This is a genomic window from Pseudomonas sp. 43(2021), from assembly GCF_017490805.1.
GTDB lineage: Bacteria > Pseudomonadota > Gammaproteobacteria > Pseudomonadales > Pseudomonadaceae > Aquipseudomonas.
The window spans coordinates 165,264-184,854 of sequence record NZ_JAFGYJ010000006.1 but is presented as its reverse complement, the minus strand read 5'-3'; the positions used below and the strand labels follow the sequence as shown (position 1 = coordinate 184,854).

Annotated in this window: 17 protein-coding genes; 14 read left to right on the top strand and 3 right to left on the bottom strand. The window is 63.3% G+C overall.

Annotated features, from left to right (window positions below; translation table 11 throughout):
• Nucleotides 1–24: 24 nt before the first annotated feature.
• A complete protein-coding gene (locus tag J5M71_RS07435) occupies nucleotides 25–732 on the top strand; it encodes an arginyltransferase (RefSeq protein ID WP_207831191.1) in 708 nt (235 codons plus the stop codon).
• 102 nt (nucleotides 733–834) lie between these two features.
• The gene (gene infA / locus J5M71_RS07430; RefSeq protein WP_002553999.1) at nucleotides 835–1,053 is read left to right on the top strand and encodes a translation initiation factor IF-1; all 219 of its coding nucleotides are present in this window, start codon (nucleotides 835–837) and stop codon (nucleotides 1,051–1,053) included.
• 83 nt (nucleotides 1,054–1,136) lie between these two features.
• On the opposite strand, the gene clpA is transcribed toward infA, so the two are convergent.
• Entirely contained in the window at nucleotides 1,137–3,407 is a 2,271-nt protein-coding gene (gene clpA, locus J5M71_RS07425) for an ATP-dependent Clp protease ATP-binding subunit ClpA (RefSeq protein WP_207831189.1), read from the bottom strand.
• A gap of 30 nt (nucleotides 3,408–3,437) precedes the next feature.
• Complete coding sequence (clpS, locus tag J5M71_RS07420) at nucleotides 3,438–3,800, bottom strand: ATP-dependent Clp protease adapter ClpS (RefSeq protein WP_013973290.1); 363 nt, start codon at nucleotides 3,798–3,800, stop codon at nucleotides 3,438–3,440.
• Between the two features lie 230 nt (nucleotides 3,801–4,030).
• Between clpS and cspD the strand changes: the two genes are divergently transcribed.
• Nucleotides 4,031–4,285, top strand: coding sequence for a cold shock domain-containing protein CspD (cspD, locus tag J5M71_RS07415; protein ID WP_207831187.1), 255 nt, complete (start codon nucleotides 4,031–4,033; stop codon nucleotides 4,283–4,285).
• 72 nt (nucleotides 4,286–4,357) lie between these two features.
• On the opposite strand, the gene icd is transcribed toward cspD, so the two are convergent.
• Entirely contained in the window at nucleotides 4,358–5,614 is a 1,257-nt protein-coding gene (gene icd, locus J5M71_RS07410) for an NADP-dependent isocitrate dehydrogenase (protein ID WP_207831185.1), read from the bottom strand.
• Nucleotides 5,615–6,042: 428 nt separating this feature from the next.
• Here icd and J5M71_RS07405 point away from each other — a divergent pair, with 428 nt between their 5' ends.
• The 11 genes from J5M71_RS07405 to J5M71_RS07355 all read left to right on the top strand — a co-directional run bounded on the left by J5M71_RS07405 (nucleotide 6,043) and on the right by J5M71_RS07355 (nucleotide 19,576).
• Entirely contained in the window at nucleotides 6,043–8,268 is a 2,226-nt protein-coding gene (locus J5M71_RS07405) for an NADP-dependent isocitrate dehydrogenase (RefSeq protein WP_207831183.1), read from the top strand.
• Nucleotides 8,269–8,459: 191 nt separating this feature from the next.
• A complete protein-coding gene (locus tag J5M71_RS07400) occupies nucleotides 8,460–8,900 on the top strand; it encodes an NUDIX hydrolase (protein ID WP_207831181.1) in 441 nt (146 codons plus the stop codon).
• Nucleotides 8,901–8,960: 60 nt separating this feature from the next.
• Nucleotides 8,961–10,085, top strand: a complete 1,125-nt coding sequence (gene mnmA / locus J5M71_RS07395; protein ID WP_207831179.1) for a tRNA 2-thiouridine(34) synthase MnmA — start codon at nucleotides 8,961–8,963, stop codon at nucleotides 10,083–10,085.
• Nucleotides 10,082–10,708, top strand: coding sequence for a high frequency lysogenization protein HflD (hflD, locus tag J5M71_RS07390; protein ID WP_015270973.1), 627 nt, complete (start codon nucleotides 10,082–10,084; stop codon nucleotides 10,706–10,708). The genes mnmA and hflD overlap by 4 nt, the downstream gene beginning before the upstream one ends.
• Before the next feature lie 200 nt (nucleotides 10,709–10,908).
• Nucleotides 10,909–12,279, top strand: a complete 1,371-nt coding sequence (purB, locus tag J5M71_RS07385; protein WP_063912590.1) for an adenylosuccinate lyase — start codon at nucleotides 10,909–10,911, stop codon at nucleotides 12,277–12,279.
• A gap of 81 nt (nucleotides 12,280–12,360) precedes the next feature.
• The gene (locus J5M71_RS07380) at nucleotides 12,361–13,527 is read left to right on the top strand and encodes a cupin domain-containing protein (protein WP_063912591.1); all 1,167 of its coding nucleotides are present in this window, start codon (nucleotides 12,361–12,363) and stop codon (nucleotides 13,525–13,527) included.
• Nucleotides 13,520–13,948 carry a GNAT family N-acetyltransferase gene (locus tag J5M71_RS07375; protein ID WP_003258855.1) on the top strand — a complete coding sequence of 143 codons (429 nt, stop codon included), beginning with the start codon at nucleotides 13,520–13,522 and terminating at the stop codon, nucleotides 13,946–13,948. The genes J5M71_RS07380 and J5M71_RS07375 overlap by 8 nt, the downstream gene beginning before the upstream one ends.
• Nucleotides 13,949–14,147: 199 nt before the next feature.
• Nucleotides 14,148–16,091: a DNA topoisomerase III gene (locus J5M71_RS07370; protein ID WP_207831177.1), complete on the top strand. Its 1,944-nt coding sequence runs from the start codon at nucleotides 14,148–14,150 to the stop codon at nucleotides 16,089–16,091.
• A 234-nt stretch (nucleotides 16,092–16,325) separates the two neighbouring features.
• Complete coding sequence (locus J5M71_RS07365) at nucleotides 16,326–17,615, top strand: FAD-binding oxidoreductase (RefSeq protein ID WP_207831175.1); 1,290 nt, start codon at nucleotides 16,326–16,328, stop codon at nucleotides 17,613–17,615.
• A gap of 149 nt (nucleotides 17,616–17,764) precedes the next feature.
• On the top strand, nucleotides 17,765–18,595 hold the full coding sequence (locus J5M71_RS07360) for an alpha/beta hydrolase (RefSeq protein ID WP_207831173.1): 831 nt from the start codon (nucleotides 17,765–17,767) through the stop codon (nucleotides 18,593–18,595).
• 201 nt (nucleotides 18,596–18,796) lie between these two features.
• Nucleotides 18,797–19,576: a TSUP family transporter gene (locus J5M71_RS07355; RefSeq protein ID WP_063912595.1), complete on the top strand. Its 780-nt coding sequence runs from the start codon at nucleotides 18,797–18,799 to the stop codon at nucleotides 19,574–19,576.
• The last annotated feature ends 15 nt before the right edge of the window (nucleotides 19,577–19,591 follow it).

Sequence of the window (19,591 nt, the reverse complement as noted above, 5' to 3'; positions counted from 1 at the left end):
AAAGTCTCACCGAGGGGGTTGATCATGACAGAGTTGGCGCGGTTGAAGTTCTATGCCACTCAGCCCCACTCCTGCAGCTACCTGCCCGACGAACAGGCAACCACGCTGTTCCTCGACCCCAGCCAGCCAATGGACGTGCATGTGTACGCCGACTTGTCGGAAATGGGCTTTCGCCGCAGTGGCGACCACCTGTACCGCCCGCACTGCCAGAACTGCAATGCCTGCGTGCCGGCACGTATCCCGGCGGCGCGCTTCATCCCCAACCGCCAGCAACGGCGCATCCTCAAGCGCAACGCCGACCTGACCGTGACTGCGGCACGCCCGGTGTTCAAGGAAGAATACTTCGATCTGTACCGGCGCTATATCGAAACGCGCCACGCCGACGGTGACATGTACCCGCCCAGCCGTGACCAGTTTTCCACCTTCCTGGTGCGCGACCTGCCGTTCTGCTGGTTTTACGAGTTCCGCCTGGAAGGCCGCTTGATGGCGGTAGCGGTGTGCGACCTGCTGCCCAACGGCCTGTCGGCGGTATACACCTTCTACGAGCCGGACGAAGAACGCCGCAGCCTGGGCCGCTTCGCCATCCTCTGGCAGATCACCGAAGCCCTGCGCCAGAACCTGGAGGCGGTTTACCTGGGTTACTGGATCAAGAACTGCAAGAAAATGAACTACAAGACGCAGTATCGGCCCATCGAACTGTTGATAAATCAGCGCTGGGTCACCCTCAACTGAAAGGCATTGGCTTGACACACAGTTTTCGGGCATAATCCACGCCACTTTTTTGCCCGGTGCGGTTATGCGTCGGGCCAACACTGGATCCGAGGGCTCTACTGCATGTCGAAAGAAGACAGCTTCGAAATGGAAGGTACTGTCGTCGACACCCTGCCCAACACCATGTTCCGCGTGGAGTTGGAAAACGGGCACGTCGTAACCGCGCACATCTCCGGAAAGATGCGCAAAAACTACATCCGTATTCTCACTGGCGACAAGGTCCGCGTCGAACTGACGCCCTACGACCTGAGCAAGGGCCGCATCACCTACCGTGCGCGCTAAGCTTAAGCCATGAAAAAGCCCGGCCATGTGCCGGGCTTTTTTGTGCCTGCCAGATGCAGGGGGCTGCATTGCAGCCCCCGCTGTCACGCAACCTCAGCCGTCGTCTCGAAGTCGAACACCAGTTCGCCATCGCGCAGGTCGACGTGCACCACGCCACCATGCTCGGCCAGTTCGCCAAACAGGATCTCCTCGGCCAACGGCCGCTTGATCTTGTCCTGGATCAGCCGCGCCATCGGCCGCGCACCCATCTGCACGTCGTAGCCCGAGGCCGCCAACCAGCCGCGTGCATCCTCACTGACCTCAAGCAGTACCCGCTTGTCTTCCAGCTGTGCCTGCAGTTCGATAAGGAACTTGTCGACGATGCTCTTGATCGTCTCGTGGCTCAGGCGGCCGAACTGGATGATGGTATCCAGGCGGTTGCGGAATTCCGGCGTGAAGCTCTTGCGGATGACTTCCATGGCATCGGACGCATGGTCCTGATGGGTGAAGCCGATCGAGGCCCGCGCAGCGGTTTCTGCACCGGCGTTGGTGGTCATGATCAGGATCACGTTACGGAAGTCGGCCTTGCGCCCGTTGTTATCGGTCAGGGTGCCGTGGTCCATCACCTGCAGCAGCAGGTTGAAGACTTCCGGGTGGGCCTTCTCGATTTCATCGAGCAGCAACACGCAGTGCGGTTGCTTGGTAATCGCCTCGGTCAGCAAACCCCCCTGGTCGAAGCCAACATAACCAGGAGGCGCGCCGATCAGGCGCGACACGGTGTGGCGCTCCATGTACTCGGACATGTCGAAGCGCACCAGCTCTACACCCAGCGCCTTGGCCAGCTGCCGCGCCGCTTCGGTCTTGCCGACGCCGGTCGGGCCGGCGAACAGGAACGAACCAACCGGCTTGTCTGGCGACTTGAGGCCGGCACGGGACAGCTTGATCGCGGTAGCCAGCGAATCGATCGCCTGGTCCTGACCAAATACGGTCAGCTTCAGGTCACGCTCGAGGTTACGCAGCAGCTCCTTGTCGGAGCTGGTGACGTGCTTCGGCGGAATCCGCGCGATCTTGGCGACGATGTCTTCGACCTGTGGCACGTCGATGCGCTTGACGCGGCTGGCCTCCGGCTGCAGGCGCTGGTAGGCACCGGCTTCGTCGATCACGTCAATGGCCTTGTCCGGCATGTGCCGGTCGTTGATGTAGCGCGAGGCCAGCTCGGCAGCGGCGCGCAAGGCTTCGTCGCTGTACTCGATGTTGTGGTGGCTTTCGAAGCGCCCTTTCAGGCCACGCAGGATGCCCACGGTGTCTTCGACCGAGGGCTCGCTGACATCGACCTTCTGGAAGCGCCGTGCCAGGGCACGGTCCTTCTCGAAGATGCCGCGGAATTCCTGGAACGTGGTCGAGCCGATGCAGCGGATTTCACCGGACGACAGCAGTGGCTTGAGCAGGTTGGACGCATCCATTACCCCGCCCGACGCTGCACCGGCACCGATGATGGTGTGGATTTCGTCGATGAACAGGATTGCCTGCGGGCGCTTGCGCAGCTCGCCCAGCAGCGCCTTGAAGCGCTTCTCGAAGTCGCCACGGTACTTGGTACCGGCCAGCAGTGCGCCAAGGTCGAGGGAATACACCACGCTCTGCGCCAGCAGGTCGGGCACCTGGCCATCGACGATGCGCTTGGCCAGGCCTTCGGCGATGGCGGTCTTGCCAACGCCAGCCTCACCCACCAGCAGCGGGTTGTTCTTGCGCCGACGGGCAAGAATCTGCGCCACGCGCTCCACTTCCTGCTCGCGACCTACCAGCGGGTCGATACGGCCAGCACGGGCCAGCTCGTTCAGGTTGCTGGCATAGGCATCCAGCGGGTTGCTCGAAGAAGCGGTATCGCCACCCTCATCGTCCTGCATTTCCTGGTCGTTTTCGGAATGCGAACCATGGCCCGGCACCTTGGAGATGCCGTGGGCGATGTAGTTGACCACGTCGATGCGGGCCACGCTCTGCTGCTTGAGCAGGAACACGGCCTGGCTTTCCTGTTCGCTGAAGATCGCCACCAGCACGTTGGCGCCGGTGACTTCACGCTTGCCGGAGCTTTGCACGTGGAACACGGCACGTTGCAGTACACGCTGGAAGCCCAGGGTCGGCTGGGTTTCGCGGTCTTCGTCGTTGACCGGAATCAGGGGCGTGGTGGAATCGATGAACTCTTGCAGGTCGTGCTTGAGTTTGTCGAGATTGGCGCCACAGGCGCGCAGAACGGTCGCGGCAGCCTCATTGTCAAGGAGTGCCAGCAGCAGATGTTCGACGGTCATGAACTCATGACGCTTCGAACGGGCCTCCTTGAAGGCAAGATTGAGGGTGACTTCGAGCTCGCGGTTTAACATAGCTTCACCTCATACCCAAGTGGTCGGCGATTAACCGTCCTTCTCGATTTCACAGAGTAGCGGATGCTGGCTTTCCCTGGCGTATTGGTTGACCTGCATAGCCTTTGTTTCGGCGATGTCACGGGTAAACAATCCGCACACTGCCCGCCCTTCGGTATGGACGGTCAGCATGATCTTGGTCGCCAGCTCGCGGTTCAGATTGAAGAACGTCTCGAGCACTTCGACGACGAAATCCATCGGCGTGTAGTCATCGTTGAACAAAACCACCTTGTACATCGGTGGTGCCTGCAGGATCGGCTTGGCTTCCTGTACTGCAAGACCTGAGCCGTCGTCCTCATTCGATTGCGGGCGATCCTGATTGAATGTTAGTCGAATCTCACTAGGTGCATGCATGGAAAGAATTTCATCATGAGCGACAGGTTAAGGTTATGGGTTGACTGCGAAAGGCACGGCCAGCGCAGGCGCCGGGCGACCTTGACTATCGGCAAAACGGTGTTACAAACAATAAGAACCCACCGTGGTCGATAAAGATCCGCGCAGTCAACCAGATTTTTCGCATGGTTCGTATGCGGATGAAGTGGATGATACTCCAGTGATGGAGTCCTTTGCAGAGGGACATAGGGATGGCAAGCGGTAAAGTCAAGTGGTTCAACAATGCCAAGGGCTATGGATTCATCAATGAAGAGGGCAAGGACGAAGACTTGTTCGCTCATTACTCAGCCATCCAGATGGACGGGTACAAGACGCTCAAGGCCGGCCAGGCCGTGAGCTTCGACATCGTCCAGGGCCCCAAAGGCCTGCACGCGGTGAATATCAGCAGCGCCACTGCCGCCACTGCCACCAGCGCACAGCAAACCGGCAGCACTGCCGACGCCTGACTTGCCGCGCGGCCTGCCGGCATACGAAAAACCGGCCGCCTCCTTACTGGAAGCGGCCGGTTTTGCATTGCTTTACATATGCTTGATCATTTCATCGCCAAAGCCTGAGCTGCTCACCAGCCTGGCGCCGTCCATCAGCCGTTCGAAGTCATAGGTCACGGTCTTGGCGGCAATCGCGCCGTTGGTGCCCTTGATGATCAGGTCGGCCGCCTCGGTCCAGCCCATGTGCCGCAGCATCATCTCCGCCGACAGGATCACCGAGCCTGGGTTGACCTTGTCCTGCCCCGCATATTTGGGTGCGGTGCCGTGGGTGGCCTCGAACATGGCCACGGTGTCCGACAGGTTGGCACCCGGCGCAATGCCGATACCGCCCACTTCCGCCGCCAGGGCATCGGACAGGTAGTCACCGTTCAGGTTAAGGGTGGCGATCACGTCGTACTCGGCCGGGCGCAGCAGGATCTGCTGCAGCATGGCGTCGGCAATGGCGTCCTTGACGATGACCTCGCGGCCGCTCTTGGGGTTCTTGAACTTCATCCACGGGCCACCATCGAGCAGCTCGGCGCCGAACTCGTCACGCGCCACTTCATAGCCCCAGTCCTTGAAGGCACCCTCGGTGAATTTCATGATGTTGCCCTTGTGCACCAGGGTCAGCGACTCGCGGTCGTTGTCCACCACATACTGCAGGGCCTTGCGCACCAGGCGCTTGGTGCCCTCGCGGGACACCGGCTTGACGCCAATGCCACAGTCCTGGTCGAAGCGGATCTTGGTAACGCCCATTTCCTCCTTGAGGAACTTGATCACCTTGTTCGCCTCGGGCGAACCGGCCTTCCACTCGATGCCGGCATAGATGTCCTCGGAGTTCTCGCGGAAGATCACCATGTCCACATCGCCAGGCTTTTTCACCGGGCTCGGCACGCCCTGGAACCACAGCACCGGGCGCAGGCACACGTAAAGGTCGAGCTGCTGGCGCAAGGCCACGTTGAGCGAACGGATGCCACCACCCACCGGGGTGGTCAGCGGCCCCTTGATCGACACCACGTAATCACGCACGGCATCAAGGGTTTCCTGGGGTAGCCAGGTGTCCTGGTCGTACACCTGGGTGGCTTTTTCGCCGGCGTACACCTCCATCCAGGCGATCTTGCGCTTGCCGCCGTAGGCCTTCTGCACGGCGGCGTCGACCACCTTGATCATGACCGGCGAGACATCGACGCCAATCCCGTCGCCCTCAATATAAGGAATGATCGGGTTGTCAGGCACGTTGAGCGAATGGTCGGCATTGACGGTGATCCTGGCGCCGTCGGTCGGAACCTTGATTTTCTGGTATCCCATGCTTGCACTACTCCGCTGTCGGGTGTGGTTTGGACATCAAGTGATGCAATGAGCCTAAACCACATCTGCGGACCTGCAAGGCATGCGACAACCCGCCACATTGCCGCTTAGTCTTTGGTCTTATAAATGGGCCGATATCACTTGGCCTTGCTGATTAGCCCGAATGGTTTGGTATACTGCGCCGCGACCGAAGGGTCATCGGGGCGATCCCTAGGAAAAATGCGGACCGCCCTCGGCCATGAATGGACACAAAGCCTGGCCACGAAGCCTGGGTTGTTACCGCAGCTCAGCACTTGACGCTCGACTGATGCATCCACCATCACCGCTCGCAGCCTCTCGACTTTCCGCTCATGGCGCTGCCAGGGCGATGCGCCTACCCTGCGCAGCACGAGACTCGAGCACGCTCAGCACACAGAGAGTTAACCCGCATGCCCACCCGTTCCAAGATCATCTATACCTTCACCGACGAAGCCCCCGCCCTCGCCACTTACTCGCTGCTGCCGATCATCGAAGCCTTCACCGCTTCGGCTGACATCGCCGTCGAAACCCGCGACATCTCCCTGGCTGGCCGCATCCTCGCCGCCTTCCCGGAGCAACTGGGCGCAGAGAAGCAAGTAGGCGATCACCTGGCGGAACTGGGCCAGCTGGCTACCACCCCTGAAGCCAACATCATCAAGCTGCCGAACATCAGCGCCTCGGTACCGCAGCTGAAAGCCGCGATCAAGGAACTGCAAGGCAAGGGCTTCAACATCCCTGACTACGCCGACGAGCCGGCCACCGCGCAAGAGAAAGAATCCCGCGCCCGCTACGACCGCATCAAGGGTTCCGCCGTGAACCCGGTACTGCGCGAAGGCAACTCCGACCGCCGCGCGCCGCTGTCGGTCAAGAACTACGCCCGCAAGCACCCGCACAAGATGGGCGCCTGGGCTGCCGACTCCAAGTCGCACGTTGCCCACATGACCCAGGGCGACTTCTACGGCAGCGAAAAAGCCGCACTGATCGAAGCTGACGACAGCCTGCGCATCGAGCTGGTCGGCAAAGACGGCAGCACCACCGTGCTGAAAGAAAAGACCGCGGTAAAAGCCGCCGAAGTCATCGACTGCGCCACCATGAGCCGCAAGGCCCTGAAAGCCTTCATCGCCGAGCAGATCGCCGATGCCAAGGCCTCCGGCGTGCTGCTGTCGGTGCACCTGAAAGCCACCATGATGAAGGTCTCCGACCCGATCATGTTCGGCGTCATCGTCGAAGAGTTCTACAACGACGTGCTGGCCAAGCACGCCGCCGCCCTGGCTGAAGTAGGCTTCAACGCCAACAACGGCATCGGCGACCTGTACGCCCGCATCAAGGACCTGCCAGCCGAGAAGCAGGCCGAGATCGAAGCCGACATCCAGGCCCTGTACGCCCAGCGCCCGGCCCTGGCCATGGTCAACTCCGACAAAGGCATCACCAACCTGCACGTGCCGAGCGACGTCATCGTCGACGCCTCGATGCCGGCCATGATCCGTGACTCGGGCAAGATGTGGAACGCCGCCGGCGAACTGCAGGATGCCAAGGCGATCATCCCGGACCGCTGCTACGCCGGCATCTACCAGGCCACCATCGAAGACTGCAAGGCCAACGGTGCCTTCGACCCGACCACCATGGGCAGCGTGCCGAACGTCGGCCTGATGGCACAGAAGGCCGAAGAATACGGTTCCCACGACAAGACCTTCCAGATCAAGGCCGACGGCGTGGTGCGCGTGATCGACAGCAAAGGCAAGGTCGTTCTCGAGCAGAACGTCGAAGCCGGTGACATCTTCCGCATGTGCCAGGTCAAGGACGCGCCGATCCAGGACTGGGTCAAGCTGGCCGTCAACCGTGCCCGCCTGAGCAACACGCCGGCAGTGTTCTGGCTGGACCCGGCCCGCGCCCACGACGGCGTGATGATCGAGAAGGTGCAGAAGTACCTGAAGGATCACGACACCAGTGGCCTGGACATCCGCATCCTGGCACCGGTCGACGCCATCAAGTTCTCCCTGGCCCGCATCCGCGAAGGCAAGGACACCATCTCGGTGACCGGCAACGTGCTGCGTGACTACCTGACCGACCTGTTCCCGATCATGGAGCTGGGCACCAGCGCCAAGATGCTGTCGATCGTACCGCTGATGAACGGCGGCGGCCTGTTCGAAACCGGCGCTGGCGGTTCGGCACCGAAGCACGTGCAGCAGCTGGTGGAAGAGAACTTCCTGCGTTGGGACTCGCTGGGTGAATTCCTGGCCCTGGCCGCTTCCCTGGAGCACCTGGGCAACACCTACGACAACCCGCGCGCCAAAGTGCTGGCCAACACCCTGGACCAGGCCACTGGCAAGTTCCTCGACACCAACAAGTCGCCGTCGCGCAAAGTCGGTGGTATCGACAACCGCGGCAGCCACTTCTACCTGACCCTGTACTGGGCCCAGGCCCTGGCTGCGCAGAACGACGACGCTGCCCTGCAGGCACGCTTCGCGCCACTGGCCAAGACCCTGACCGAGAACGAGGAGACCATCGTCGCCGAGCTCAACGCCGTCCAGGGCAAGCCGGCCGACATCGGTGGCTACTACGCCCCGGATGCCGAGCTGACCGCCAAGGTGATGCGCCCAAGCCAGACCCTCAACAGCGCCATTGCCGCCCTGTAAGGCTCGCTTGAAGTAACAGCACAAACCCCGGCCACGCACCGGGGTTTGTGCTTTCTGGATAAACGATTTCTGGCCGCCAGAGCGGACCCTGTGGGAGCGGGTTTACCCGCGAATGCGATGGCGAATCCACTGACGCATTCGCGGGTAAACCCGCTCCCACAAGGGCTGTGCAGGCCTCTAAGGAGCTGCTCATGACCTGGCAACCCCACATCACCGTCGCCACCATCGTCGAACACGAGGGCAAGTTCCTCTTCGTCGAAGAATTCAAGGCAGGCCAACACGTCTTCAACCAACCCGCCGGCCACCTCGAACCCAACGAGACCCTGCCCCAGGCCGCCCTGCGCGAAACCCTCGAAGAAACCGCCTGGGAAGTCGAGCTCACCGGCGTGGTCGGCATCTACCTGTACACCGCACCAAGCAACGGCGTGACCTACCAGCGCATCTGCTTCGCCGCCCGCCCCGTGCGCCATCACGCCGACCTGGCACTGGACCGCGACATTGTCCGCGCCGTGTGGCTGACCCGCGACGAACTGCTGGCCGACCCCGCCCGCTGGCGCAGCGAACTGGTGCCACGCTGCCTCGACGACTACCTCAAAGGCCCCTTGCACAGCCTCGACCTGCTGCGCGACTGACGCGCCGCCGCAGGTTTGATAGAATCGACGTTTTTCCCCCCTTGATACACACCGGTAACCATGACCAGCCCAGCACTCAAAGACCCCGCCAAGACCCGCGTCATCGTCGGCATGTCCGGCGGCGTGGACTCTTCTGTCTCCGCCCTTCTGCTCATGGAGCAGGGCTACCAGGTGGAAGGGCTGTTCATGAAGAACTGGGAAGAAGACGACGGCACCGAATACTGCACCGCCCGTGAAGACCTGGCCGACGCCCAGGCCGTGTGCGACCGCATCGGCATCAAGCTGCACACCGCCAACTTCGCCGCCGAATACTGGGACAACGTGTTCGAGCACTTCCTCGAGGAGTACAAGGCCGGCCGCACGCCCAACCCGGACATCCTCTGCAACCGCGAAATCAAGTTCAAGGCGTTCCTCGACTACGCCCTGTCGCTGGGTGCCGACCTGATCGCCACCGGCCATTACGTGCGCCGCCGCGACACCGGTGAACTCACCGAACTGCTCAAGGGCCTGGACCCGAACAAGGATCAGAGCTACTTCCTGCACGCCGTCGGCGGCAAGGAAATTGCCCGCACCCTGTTCCCGGTCGGCGAGCTGGAAAAGCCCGAAGTCCGCGCCATTGCCGAAAAACACGGCCTGGCCACCGCCAAGAAGAAGGACTCCACCGGCATCTGCTTCATCGGCGAGCGCCGCTTCAGCGACTTCCTCAAGCAGTACCTGCCGGCACAGCCAGGCGACATCGAAACCACCGACGGTGAAGTGATCGGCCGCCACCACGGCCTGATGTACCACACCATCGGCCAGCGCCAGGGCCTGGGCATTGGCGGCCTGAAGGACGCCGGCGACGAGCCGTGGTACGTGCTGCACAAGGACCTGACCCGCAACGTGCTGGTGGTCGGCCAGGGTAACGAACACCCATGGTTGTTCTCCCGCGCCCTGCTGGCTTCGGAAATTTTCTGGGTCAACCCGGTCGACCTCAGCAGCCCGCGCCAGCTGACCGCCAAGGTACGCTACCGCCAGAGCGACCAACGGTGCACCCTGGCGCTGACCGAAAGCGGTTACCGCGCGGTGTTCGACGAGCCGCAGCGCGCCGTTACCCCGGGCCAGTCGGTGGTGTTCTACGACGGCGAAGTGTGCCTGGGTGGCGGCGTGATCGAAGCCGCCGAGCCCTGGAGCCCGCGCGCATGAGCAACCTGCAGGAGCAGCTGATTGCATTGGGCGGTGTGTTCCAGGCCGCTGTATTGGTCGACCGCATCGCCCGCACCGGCCAGGCCAGCGAGGCCAACATCGGCTGCATGCTGGGCAGCCTGCTGGTGCGTGACCCCAAGGACACCCTGGAGGTATTCGGTGGTGACGACCTGAACCTGCGCGACGGCTACCGCGCGCTGGTCGGCGCGCTGGAGCGCGACCCCAGCAGCCTGCAGCGCGAGCCGCTGCGCTACGCCCTGTCGATGCTGGGCCTGGAGCGCCAGCTGAACAAGCGCGGCGACCTGCTCGACACCATCGGCAACCGCCTGCCGCAAATCCAGTCCCAGGCCGAGCATTTCGGCCTGGTTCATGAAAACGTCATTGCATCCAGTGGAGCCTTGTACCAGGACACCCTGAGCACCTTGCGCCAGCGCATCCAGGTACATGGCGACATGCGCTTCCTGCAGCAGGCCAGCAACGCCTCGAAGATCCGCGCCCTGCTGCTGGCCGGCATCCGCGCCGCGCGCCTGTGGCGCCAGCTGGGCGGGCACCGCTGGCAGCTGGTGTTCAGCCGGCGCAAGTTGCTCAACGAACTGTACGACATGATGCGTTCGCCTTCCTGACAGGCGACCCCCACCCCTGTGGGAGCGGGTTCACCCGCGAATGCGATGCTGGATCAGCCGACGTATTCGCGGGTAAACCCGCCCCACAAGGGCCGCGACATGCTTTTAATGGCCCGACCTTTGGTCAGCCACCCGACTCGGGCGCAAAATTCATGTATGATATGCGCCCTTCCAAAAGCCTGACTGTCCGAGAACACCCCATGCAGCTCTCTTCGCTCACTGCGGTTTCCCCTGTAGACGGCCGTTATGCCGGCAAAACCCAGGCCTTGCGCCCTATTTTCAGCGAATTCGGCCTGATCCGTTTCCGCGCCCTGGTCGAAGTGCGCTGGCTGCAGCGCCTGGCCGCCCACCCGCAGATCGGCGAAGTGCCGGCATTCTCCGCCGAAGCCAACGCCCTGCTGGACAGCCTGGCCACCGACTTCAAGCTCGAGCACGCCGAACGCGTCAAGGAAATCGAGCGCACCACCAACCACGACGTCAAGGCGATCGAATACCTCCTCAAGGAGCAGGCTGCCAAGCTGCCTGAGCTGGCCAAGGTCAGCGAGTTCATCCACTTCGCCTGCACCAGCGAGGACATCAACAACCTGTCCCACGCCCTGATGCTGCGCGCCGGCCGTGACGAAGTGCTGCTGCCGCTGATGCGCCAGATCGCCGATGCCATCCGCGCCCTGGCCCACGCCCATGCCGACGTGCCGATGCTGTCGCGCACCCACGGCCAGCCGGCTTCGCCGACCACCCTGGGTAAAGAGCTGGCCAACGTCGTGTACCGCCTGGAGCGCCAGATCGCCCAGGTTGCCGCCGTGCCGCTGCTGGGCAAGATCAACGGCGCCGTGGGCAACTACAACGCCCACCTGTCGGCCTACTCGCAGATCGACTGGGAGCAGAACGCCCGCGCCTTCATCGAAGACGAGCTGGGCCTGCAGTTCAACCCGTACACCACCCAGATCGAGCCGCACGACTATATCGCCGAGCTGTTCGACGCCATCGCCCGCTTCAACACCATCCTGATCGACTTCGACCGCGATGTGTGGGGCTACATCTCGCTGGGCTACTTCAAGCAGAAGACCGTTGCCGGCGAAATCGGCTCGTCGACCATGCCGCACAAGGTCAACCCGATCGACTTCGAAAACTCCGAAGGCAACCTGGGTATCGCCAACGCGCTGTTCCAGCACCTGGCCAGCAAGCTGCCGATCTCGCGCTGGCAGCGTGACCTGACCGACTCCACCGTGCTGCGCAACCTGGGCGTAGGCTTTGCCCATAGCGTCATCGCCTACGAAGCCAGCCTGAAAGGCATCGGCAAGCTGGAAGTCAACGAAGCCCGCATCGCCGCCGACCTGGACGCCTGCTGGGAAGTGCTGGCCGAGCCGATCCAGACCGTGATGCGCCGCTTCAACATCGAAAACCCCTACGAGAAGCTCAAAGAGCTGACCCGTGGCAAGGGCATCACCCCGGAAGCGCTGCTGACCTTCATCGACGGCCTGGACATGCCAGCCGACGCCAAGGCCGAGCTCAAGCAGCTGACCCCTGCTACCTACATCGGCAACGCGGCAGCACAGGCCAAACGCATCTAAGCTGACCGTCGCGTTCAACGCCCGGCCTGCCCGGGCGTTTTTATTCCCGGACGAAAATTACATTTTTTCAATAGGTTGAACATGAATCCTGATACTCCACTGCAGCTGCTCGGCGGCATCTCGGCCCGCGAATTCATGCGCGACTACTGGCAGAAGAAGCCGCTGCTGGTGCGCCAGGCCTTCCCGGACTTCATCAGCCCGATCGACCCCGACGAGCTGGCCGGCCTGGCTCTGGAAGAGGAAGTAGAGTCGCGTATCGTGCTCGAGCACGGCGCGCACCCGTGGGAGCTGCGTCGCGGCCCGTTCACCGAAGAGACCTTCGCCGAGTTGCCGGAAAAGGACTGGACCCTGCTGGTGCAGGCCGTCGACCAGTTCGTCCCGGAAGTGGCCGAACTGCTGGAAAACTTCCGTTTCCTGCCCAGCTGGCGCATCGATGACGTGATGATCAGCTTCGCCGCCCCCGGTGGCAGCGTCGGCCCGCACTTCGACAACTACGACGTGTTCCTGCTGCAGGGCCACGGCCAGCGCAACTGGAAAATCGGCCAGATGTGCAGCAGCGACAGCTCGCTACTGGAGCACGCCGACCTGCGCATCCTCGCCGAATTCGAGCAGAGCGATGAGTGGACCCTGGAGCCGGGCGACATGCTCTACCTGCCACCGCGCCTGGCCCACTACGGCGTGGCCGTGGACGACTGCCTGACCTACTCGGTCGGCTTCCGCGCCCCAAGCGCCGCCGAAGTGCTGACCCACTTCACCGATTTCCTCGGCCAGTTCCTGCCCGACGAAGAACGCTACAGCGACGCCGACGCCCAGCCGGTCAGCGACCCGCACCAGATCCAGCACGACGCCCTCGACCGCCTGAAGGCGCTGCTCGACAAGCACATGGGCGACAAGGACCTGCTGCTGACCTGGTTCGGCCAGTTCATGACCGAGCCACGCTACCCCGAGCAGATCGTCGGTGAAGAGCTGTCCGAGGAAGAGCTGATCGACGCCCTGGAACAGGGCGCCATCCTGATCCGCAACCCGAGCGCACGCCTGGCCTGGTCGGAATTCGAAGAAGACCTGCTGCTGTTCGCCAGCGGCCGCAGCTGCCCGCTGCCGGGCAAACTGCGCGAGCTGCTGAAGCTGGTTTGCGCGGCCGACGCCCTGCACATCGATAACCTGGGCGAATGGCTGCAGGATGAAGATGGCCTTATGCTGGTACAGCAGCTGGTCAAACAAGGAAGCCTGGGATTCGCCAATGAATAAGATTCGTGTGCGCCTTGCCGACTGGCACAAGGACAACGCCGACATCCGCCGCATCCGCGAAGCGGTGTTCATTGCCGAACAGCACGTGCCGCCGGAGCTGGAGTGGGACTCGGACGACCCGACCGCCGCGCACTTCCTGGCCCTGGAAGGCGACTACCCGATCGGCACCGCCCGCCTGCTGCCTGACGGCACCATCGGCCGGGTCTCGGTGCTGAAGGACTGGCGCGGGCTTAAGGTGGGTGACGCGCTGATGAACGCGGTGATTGTCGAAGCCCAGAACCGCGACCTGAAGCAGCAGATGCTCAGCGCCCAGGTGCACGCCACGCCGTTCTACGAGCGGCTGGGTTTTCGCGTGGTCAGCGAGGAGTTCCTCGAAGCCGGCATCCCGCACGTGGACATGGTGCGCGACTCGCGCGCCTGATCCACGACCTTCCCACAGGCCCCCACAAATTCTGAAAATTGTGGGGCCCCTGTGGGAGCGGGTTCACCCGCGAAGAGGCCGGTACAGCCAAGACATCCCCTCTGACAAAAAACCTGTACATCCATCCAGATAAAACTTGCCTCCGCGCCCTCGCTTGCGCATCCTATCGCCCATCACCCCCGATGAAGCGTCCCCGGCCATGCGCCTGTTCCTCTGCGAAAAACCCTCCCAGGCAAAAGACATCGCCAAAGTGCTCGGCGCCAACCGCAAGGGCGATGGCTGCTGGCAAGGCACCGACGTCTGCGTGACCTGGTGCATCGGCCACCTGCTGGAAACCGCCCCGCCCGACAGCTACGACGAACGCTACAAGCGCTGGAACCTGGCCGACCTGCCGATCATCCCGGACAAGTGGAAGATGCTGGTCAAGCCCAAGACCGCCAGCCAGTTCAAGGCGGTCAAGCGCCTGCTCGGCGAAGCGCGCGAACTGGTGATCGCCACCGACGCCGACCGCGAAGGCGAAATGATCGCCCGCGAACTGGTCGAGCATTGTCGCTACCGCGGCCCGGTGCAGCGCCTGTGGCTGTCGGCACTGGACGACGCCTCCATCCGCAAGGCACTGGCACGCCTGCTGCCGGGCCACGAAACCTTCAACCTGTACCACTCGGCGCTGGGCCGCTCCCGCGCCGACTGGCTGATCGGCATGAACATGAGCCGGCTGTTCACCCTGCTGGGCCGGCAGTCCGGCTACCAGGGCGTGCTGCCGGTGGGCCGGGTGCAAACGCCCACCTTGCGCCTGGTGGTCGACCGCGACCGCAGCATCGCCGACTTCGTGCCGGTGCCGTTCTGGGCCATCGACGTGCAACTCGAACACGCAGGCTTTGGCTTCAACGCCCAGTGGCGCGCCCCCGAGGACGCCTGCGACGACCAGGGCCGCTGCCTGAACCAGGCCCTGGCGCAGCAGGCTGCCGCCGACATCGGCAATGCGGGTATTGCCCGGGCCATCAAGGTGACCACCGAGCGCGTGCGTGAGGCGGCTCCCCTGCCCTTCGACCTGGGCACGCTGCAGGAACTGTGCTCGAAAAAATTCGGCCTCGGCGCCCAGGAAACCCTCGACATCGCCCAGGCGCTGTACGAAACCCACAAGCTGATCACCTACCCGCGCAGCGACTGCGGCTACCTGCCACAAAGCCAGCACGCCGAAGCGCCCGCCATCCTCGCCGCCCTGCAACGGGCCGATGCCAGCCTGGCGCCGCTGCAGCCCTACCTGGAGCCGCAGCGCCGTTCACGGGCGTGGAACGACGCCAAGGTCAGTGCCCACCACGGCATCATCCCCACTGCCGCCGCCAGCGACCCGTCGCGCCTGCCGGCCAAGCACAAGGCGGTGTACACCCTGATCCGCGCCCGCTACCTGGCGCAGTTCCTGCCCAACCACGAGTACGACCGCACCCAGGCCGACTTCGATTGCGCCGGCCATGCCCTGCGTGCAGTAGGCAAGCAGATCGTCGAACCCGGCTGGCGCCGTGCACTGCCCGAAGCGCTGACCCCGGCCAAGGGCCGCGAGACACCACCGGCCCAGGTGTTACCAGCGCTGCGCGAAGGCCAGGACTGCAGCGTGCAGAGCCTGCAACTGAAAGACCTGTGGACCCAGCCACCCAAGCCGTTTACCGAAGGCGACCTGATCAAGGCGATGAAGAACGTCGCCAAGCTGGTGGATGACCCTCGACTGAAGCAGAAGCTCAAGGAAACCACCGGCATCGGCACCGAAGCCACCCGCGCCAGCATCATCCAGGGCCTGCTTGACCGTGGTTACCTGGTCAAGAACGGCAAGGCCCTGTCCGCCACGCCTGCGGCGTTCAGCCTGATCGACGCCGTACCGCGCGCCATTGCCGACCCGGGTACCACGGCTATCTGGGAGCAGGCGCTGGACATGGTGCAGAGTGGCGAGATGACGCTGGAAGAGTTCGTCGCCCGGCAGTCGGCATGGATGGGCAAACTGGTGGAGCGGTGCAGCGGTATGCGCATGACCATCAGCGGGCCGGCGGCCGGGGCGGCGCCGCCGTGGAAGAAGAAGCGCAGGGGCGGCGGGAAAGGAAAAGCGGCCGCAGGCAAACCAAGGCAGCCTCGAAAAAAGGCGACAACCTGAAGATTTTGCCCTCCCAGGTCAGGCCCCTTCGCGGGTAAACCCGCTCCCACAGGAACAGCGCCGACCTCAAGACCTGTGATGACTCTGTGGGAGCGGGTTTACCCGCGAAAGGGCCAGGACAGGCAACACAACAACCCCAGGTAAACCACAAAGGCGGCCAATGCATTGGCGCTATGAAATTTACCTGCTAAATTTTCATGAAAATAATCAAAATAAATTTCATGAGACCCCTGCATGTTCAAACAATCCGCCCAGCACGTCGCCAGCTACTACGCCCAGACCTACCCCACCAGCATTCCCCTGCTCCCCACCCTGCAAGGCAACCACGACACCGATGTACTGATCATTGGCGCCGGCTTCAGCGGCCTGCACACCGCCCTGCGCCTGACCCAGGCCGGCAAACGCGTAACGCTGCTGGAAGCCAGCCGCGTGGCCTGGGCCGCGTCCGGCCGCAATGGTGGCCAGGCACTGCTCGGCTGGTCGTGCGACATGCCGCCGCTGGAAAAGGCCCTGGGTATCGAACGCACCCGACGCCTGTGGGCCAGCATGTGCTGGGCCGCCGACGAAATGCGCGAACTCCCCGTGCGCCATGGCTTCGACATTGACTACCGGCTGGGCAGCTTGTGGACTGCCGTGCTGCCGCGCCGGGTGAAACTGTTGGAAGAAGCCCTGCACGAGGCCGAACACAAATGGGGCTACGACGCCCTGCGCCTGATCGGCCGCGACGAGCTGCCCCAATGGATCGACAGCCCGCGCTACCAGGCTGCGCTCTATGACGCCAAAGGCGCCCACCTCAATCCGCTAAAGCTGGCCCAGGGCCTGGCCAGTACCATCGAAGCTAGCGGTGGGCGTATCTTCGAACAAAGCCAGGTGCTCGACTACCAACAGACCGGCAGCGGCTACATCGCCCGCACCGAGCGTGGCGAAGTGCGCAGCGACGTGCTGGTCCTGGCCTGCAACGCCTACATCGACCGCCTCGACCGCAGCCTGTCACGCCGCCTGCTGCCCGTCGGGTCCTATCAGGTAGCCACCGCGCCGTTGGACGCCGACTTCGCCCAGTCGCTACTGCCCCGCAACAGCTGCGTAATCGACAACCAGTTCGTGCCCGACTATTTCCGCCTTACCCCGGACCATCGTCTGCTATTTGGCGGCGGCTGCACCTACCTGGGCGGTATTCCCAGGGACGTCGCCAGCGCCACCCGCCCCTACCTGGAGCGGGTGTTTCCGCAGCTGGCCGGGGTAGCCATCGACTACGCCTGGGGCGGCCATATCGATTGCAGCATCCAGCGTACCCCGGACGTCGGCCGCGAGGGCCAGCGCTACTGGCTGCAGGGCTTCTCAGGCCATGGCGTGCTGCCGACCCTGGCCGCAGCCCGGGCCGTGAGCGATGCCATCCTCGGTGACGACGACCTGCTGGCGCTATATCAAGGCATCGACAACGGCCGCTTCCCCGGTGGCGACCTGCTGGCCGCACCGCTGGAAGCCGCCGCCAAGGCCTGGTACCGGATGCGCGACCGCGCCTGATCGCCTGGCACCGCTCCTACACGGCGCCGGGCAGGCCGGAAGCATGGTGCAAGCCCACTACAGTGCAGTCACCACAAATTCCGGCGCCAAGCAAAATTCCTCCTATTCTCAATAGCTCACTTCGCTTCCTGCACACAGGAGACCCGACCATGAGCTATGTAACCACGAAGGACGGCGTACAGATCTTCTACAAGGACTGGGGCCCGCGCGATGCGCCGGTCATCCACTTCCACCACGGCTGGCCGCTCAGTGCCGACGACTGGGACGCGCAGATGCTGTTCTTCCTCGCCCACGGTTACCGCGTGGTCGCCCACGACCGCCGCGGCCATGGCCGCTCCAGCCAGGTATGGGACGGCCACGACATGGACCACTACGCCGACGACGTAGCCGCAGTGGTGGCCCACCTGGGCATTCAGGGCGCCGTGCATGTCGGCCACTCGACCGGTGGCGGTGAGGTGGTGCGCTACATGGCCCGACACCCTGCAGACAAGGTGGCCAAGGCCGTGCTGATCGCCGCCGTACCGCCGTTGATGGTGCAGACTCCCGATAATCCCGGTGGCCTGCCCAAATCCGTTTTCGACGGCTTCCAGGCCCAGGTCGCCAGCAACCGCGCGCAGTTCTACCGGGATGTGCCGGCAGGGCCGTTCTACGGCTACAACCGCCCCGGTGTCGACGCCAGCGAAGGCATCATCGGCAACTGGTGGCGCCAGGGCATGATCGGTAGCGCCAAGGCCCATTACGATGGCATCGTGGCGTTTTCCCAGACCGACTTCACCGAAGACCTGAAGGGCATTACCCAGCCGGTGCTGGTGATGCATGGCGACGACGACCAGATCGTGCCGTATGAGAACTCCGGGCTGCTGTCGGCCAAGCTGCTGCCCAATGGCACACTAAAGACCTACCAGGGCTACCCGCATGGCATGCCGACCACCCATGCCGATGTGATCAATGCGGATTTGCTGGCGTTTATCCGTAGCTGATGTGATCGCCTGCACCGGCCTCTTCGCGGGTAAACCCGCTCCCACAGGTACTGCACAGGTCTTGAAATGTGTAGGTAACCTGTGGGAGCGGGCGTGCCCGCGAAGAGGCCGGCACTGGCAACACACCTCCCCCAGGATTACCATGTCACGCTTCTAGTGCGGCCCTTTGCCGCCCCTTGCCTCCCTGCCTGCCAAAACCCCATGCCCTTCGAACTCACCGTAGAACCCCTCACCCTGCTGATCCTGGCCCTGGTCGCCTTCGTCGCCGGTTTCATCGATGCCATCGCCGGCGGTGGCGGCCTGCTCACCACCCCGGCGCTACTCACCGCCGGCATGCCACCGCACCTGGTACTGGGTACCAACAAGCTCAGCTCCACCTTCGGCTCGGCCACCGCCGGCTTCACCTACTACAGGCGCAAGCTGTTCCACCCGGCACAATGGCGCCCCGCCTTGTTCGCCACCTTGACCGGGGCCTTGCTCGGCGCGGTCATCGCCCACTACATGCCGGCCGAATGGCTGAACAAGATGCTACCGGTGATCGTCTTCGCCTGTGGTGTCTACCTGCTGTTCGGCGGCACGCCCAAGGCACCGCTGGATGCCGATGCACCGATCAGGAAAAAGTGGCAAGTACCACAAGGCTTCACCCTGGGCTTCTATGACGGCGTGGCCGGCCCGGGTACCGGGGCGTTCTGGACGGTCAGCACCTTGCTGCTGTACCCCATCGACCTGGTCCGTGCCAGCGGCGTGGCGCGCAGCATGAACTTCGTCAGCAACATCGCGGCGCTGACGGTGTTCATCATTTCCGGGCAGGTGGACTACATCGTCGGCCTGTGCATGGGCCTGTCGGTGATGGTCGGCGCCTTCTTCGGCGCACGCACGGCGATCAGTGGCGGCAGCAAGTTCATCCGCCCGGTGTTCATCACCGTGGTGCTGGCATTGACCGTGCGCCTGGCGTGGCAGCACTGGTTCGGGCAAGCCTGATGGGCTGTGATACCC

Bases quoted from the DNA above. Each gene is read 5' to 3' on its own strand.
- J5M71_RS07360 (WP_207831173.1), top strand. From the start codon at position 17,765: ATGAGCTATGTAACCACGAAGGACGGCGTACAGATCTTCTACAAGGAC.
- clpS (WP_013973290.1), bottom strand. From the start codon at position 3,800: ATGCATGCACCTAGTGAGATTCGACTAACATTCAATCAGGATCGCCCG.
- J5M71_RS07365 (WP_207831175.1), top strand. From the start codon at position 16,326: ATGTTCAAACAATCCGCCCAGCACGTCGCCAGCTACTACGCCCAGACC.
- cspD (WP_207831187.1), top strand. From the start codon at position 4,031: ATGGCAAGCGGTAAAGTCAAGTGGTTCAACAATGCCAAGGGCTATGGA.
- J5M71_RS07355 (WP_063912595.1), top strand. From the start codon at position 18,797: ATGCCCTTCGAACTCACCGTAGAACCCCTCACCCTGCTGATCCTGGCC.
- purB (WP_063912590.1), top strand. From the start codon at position 10,909: ATGCAGCTCTCTTCGCTCACTGCGGTTTCCCCTGTAGACGGCCGTTAT.
- J5M71_RS07405 (WP_207831183.1), top strand. From the start codon at position 6,043: ATGCCCACCCGTTCCAAGATCATCTATACCTTCACCGACGAAGCCCCC.
- mnmA (WP_207831179.1), top strand. From the start codon at position 8,961: ATGACCAGCCCAGCACTCAAAGACCCCGCCAAGACCCGCGTCATCGTC.
- J5M71_RS07375 (WP_003258855.1), top strand. From the start codon at position 13,520: ATGAATAAGATTCGTGTGCGCCTTGCCGACTGGCACAAGGACAACGCC.
- clpA (WP_207831189.1), bottom strand. From the start codon at position 3,407: ATGTTAAACCGCGAGCTCGAAGTCACCCTCAATCTTGCCTTCAAGGAG.
- J5M71_RS07380 (WP_063912591.1), top strand. From the start codon at position 12,361: ATGAATCCTGATACTCCACTGCAGCTGCTCGGCGGCATCTCGGCCCGC.
- J5M71_RS07400 (WP_207831181.1), top strand. From the start codon at position 8,460: ATGACCTGGCAACCCCACATCACCGTCGCCACCATCGTCGAACACGAG.
- hflD (WP_015270973.1), top strand. From the start codon at position 10,082: ATGAGCAACCTGCAGGAGCAGCTGATTGCATTGGGCGGTGTGTTCCAG.
- infA (WP_002553999.1), top strand. From the start codon at position 835: ATGTCGAAAGAAGACAGCTTCGAAATGGAAGGTACTGTCGTCGACACC.
- icd (WP_207831185.1), bottom strand. From the start codon at position 5,614: ATGGGATACCAGAAAATCAAGGTTCCGACCGACGGCGCCAGGATCACC.
- J5M71_RS07435 (WP_207831191.1), top strand. From the start codon at position 25: ATGACAGAGTTGGCGCGGTTGAAGTTCTATGCCACTCAGCCCCACTCC.
- J5M71_RS07370 (WP_207831177.1), top strand. From the start codon at position 14,148: ATGCGCCTGTTCCTCTGCGAAAAACCCTCCCAGGCAAAAGACATCGCC.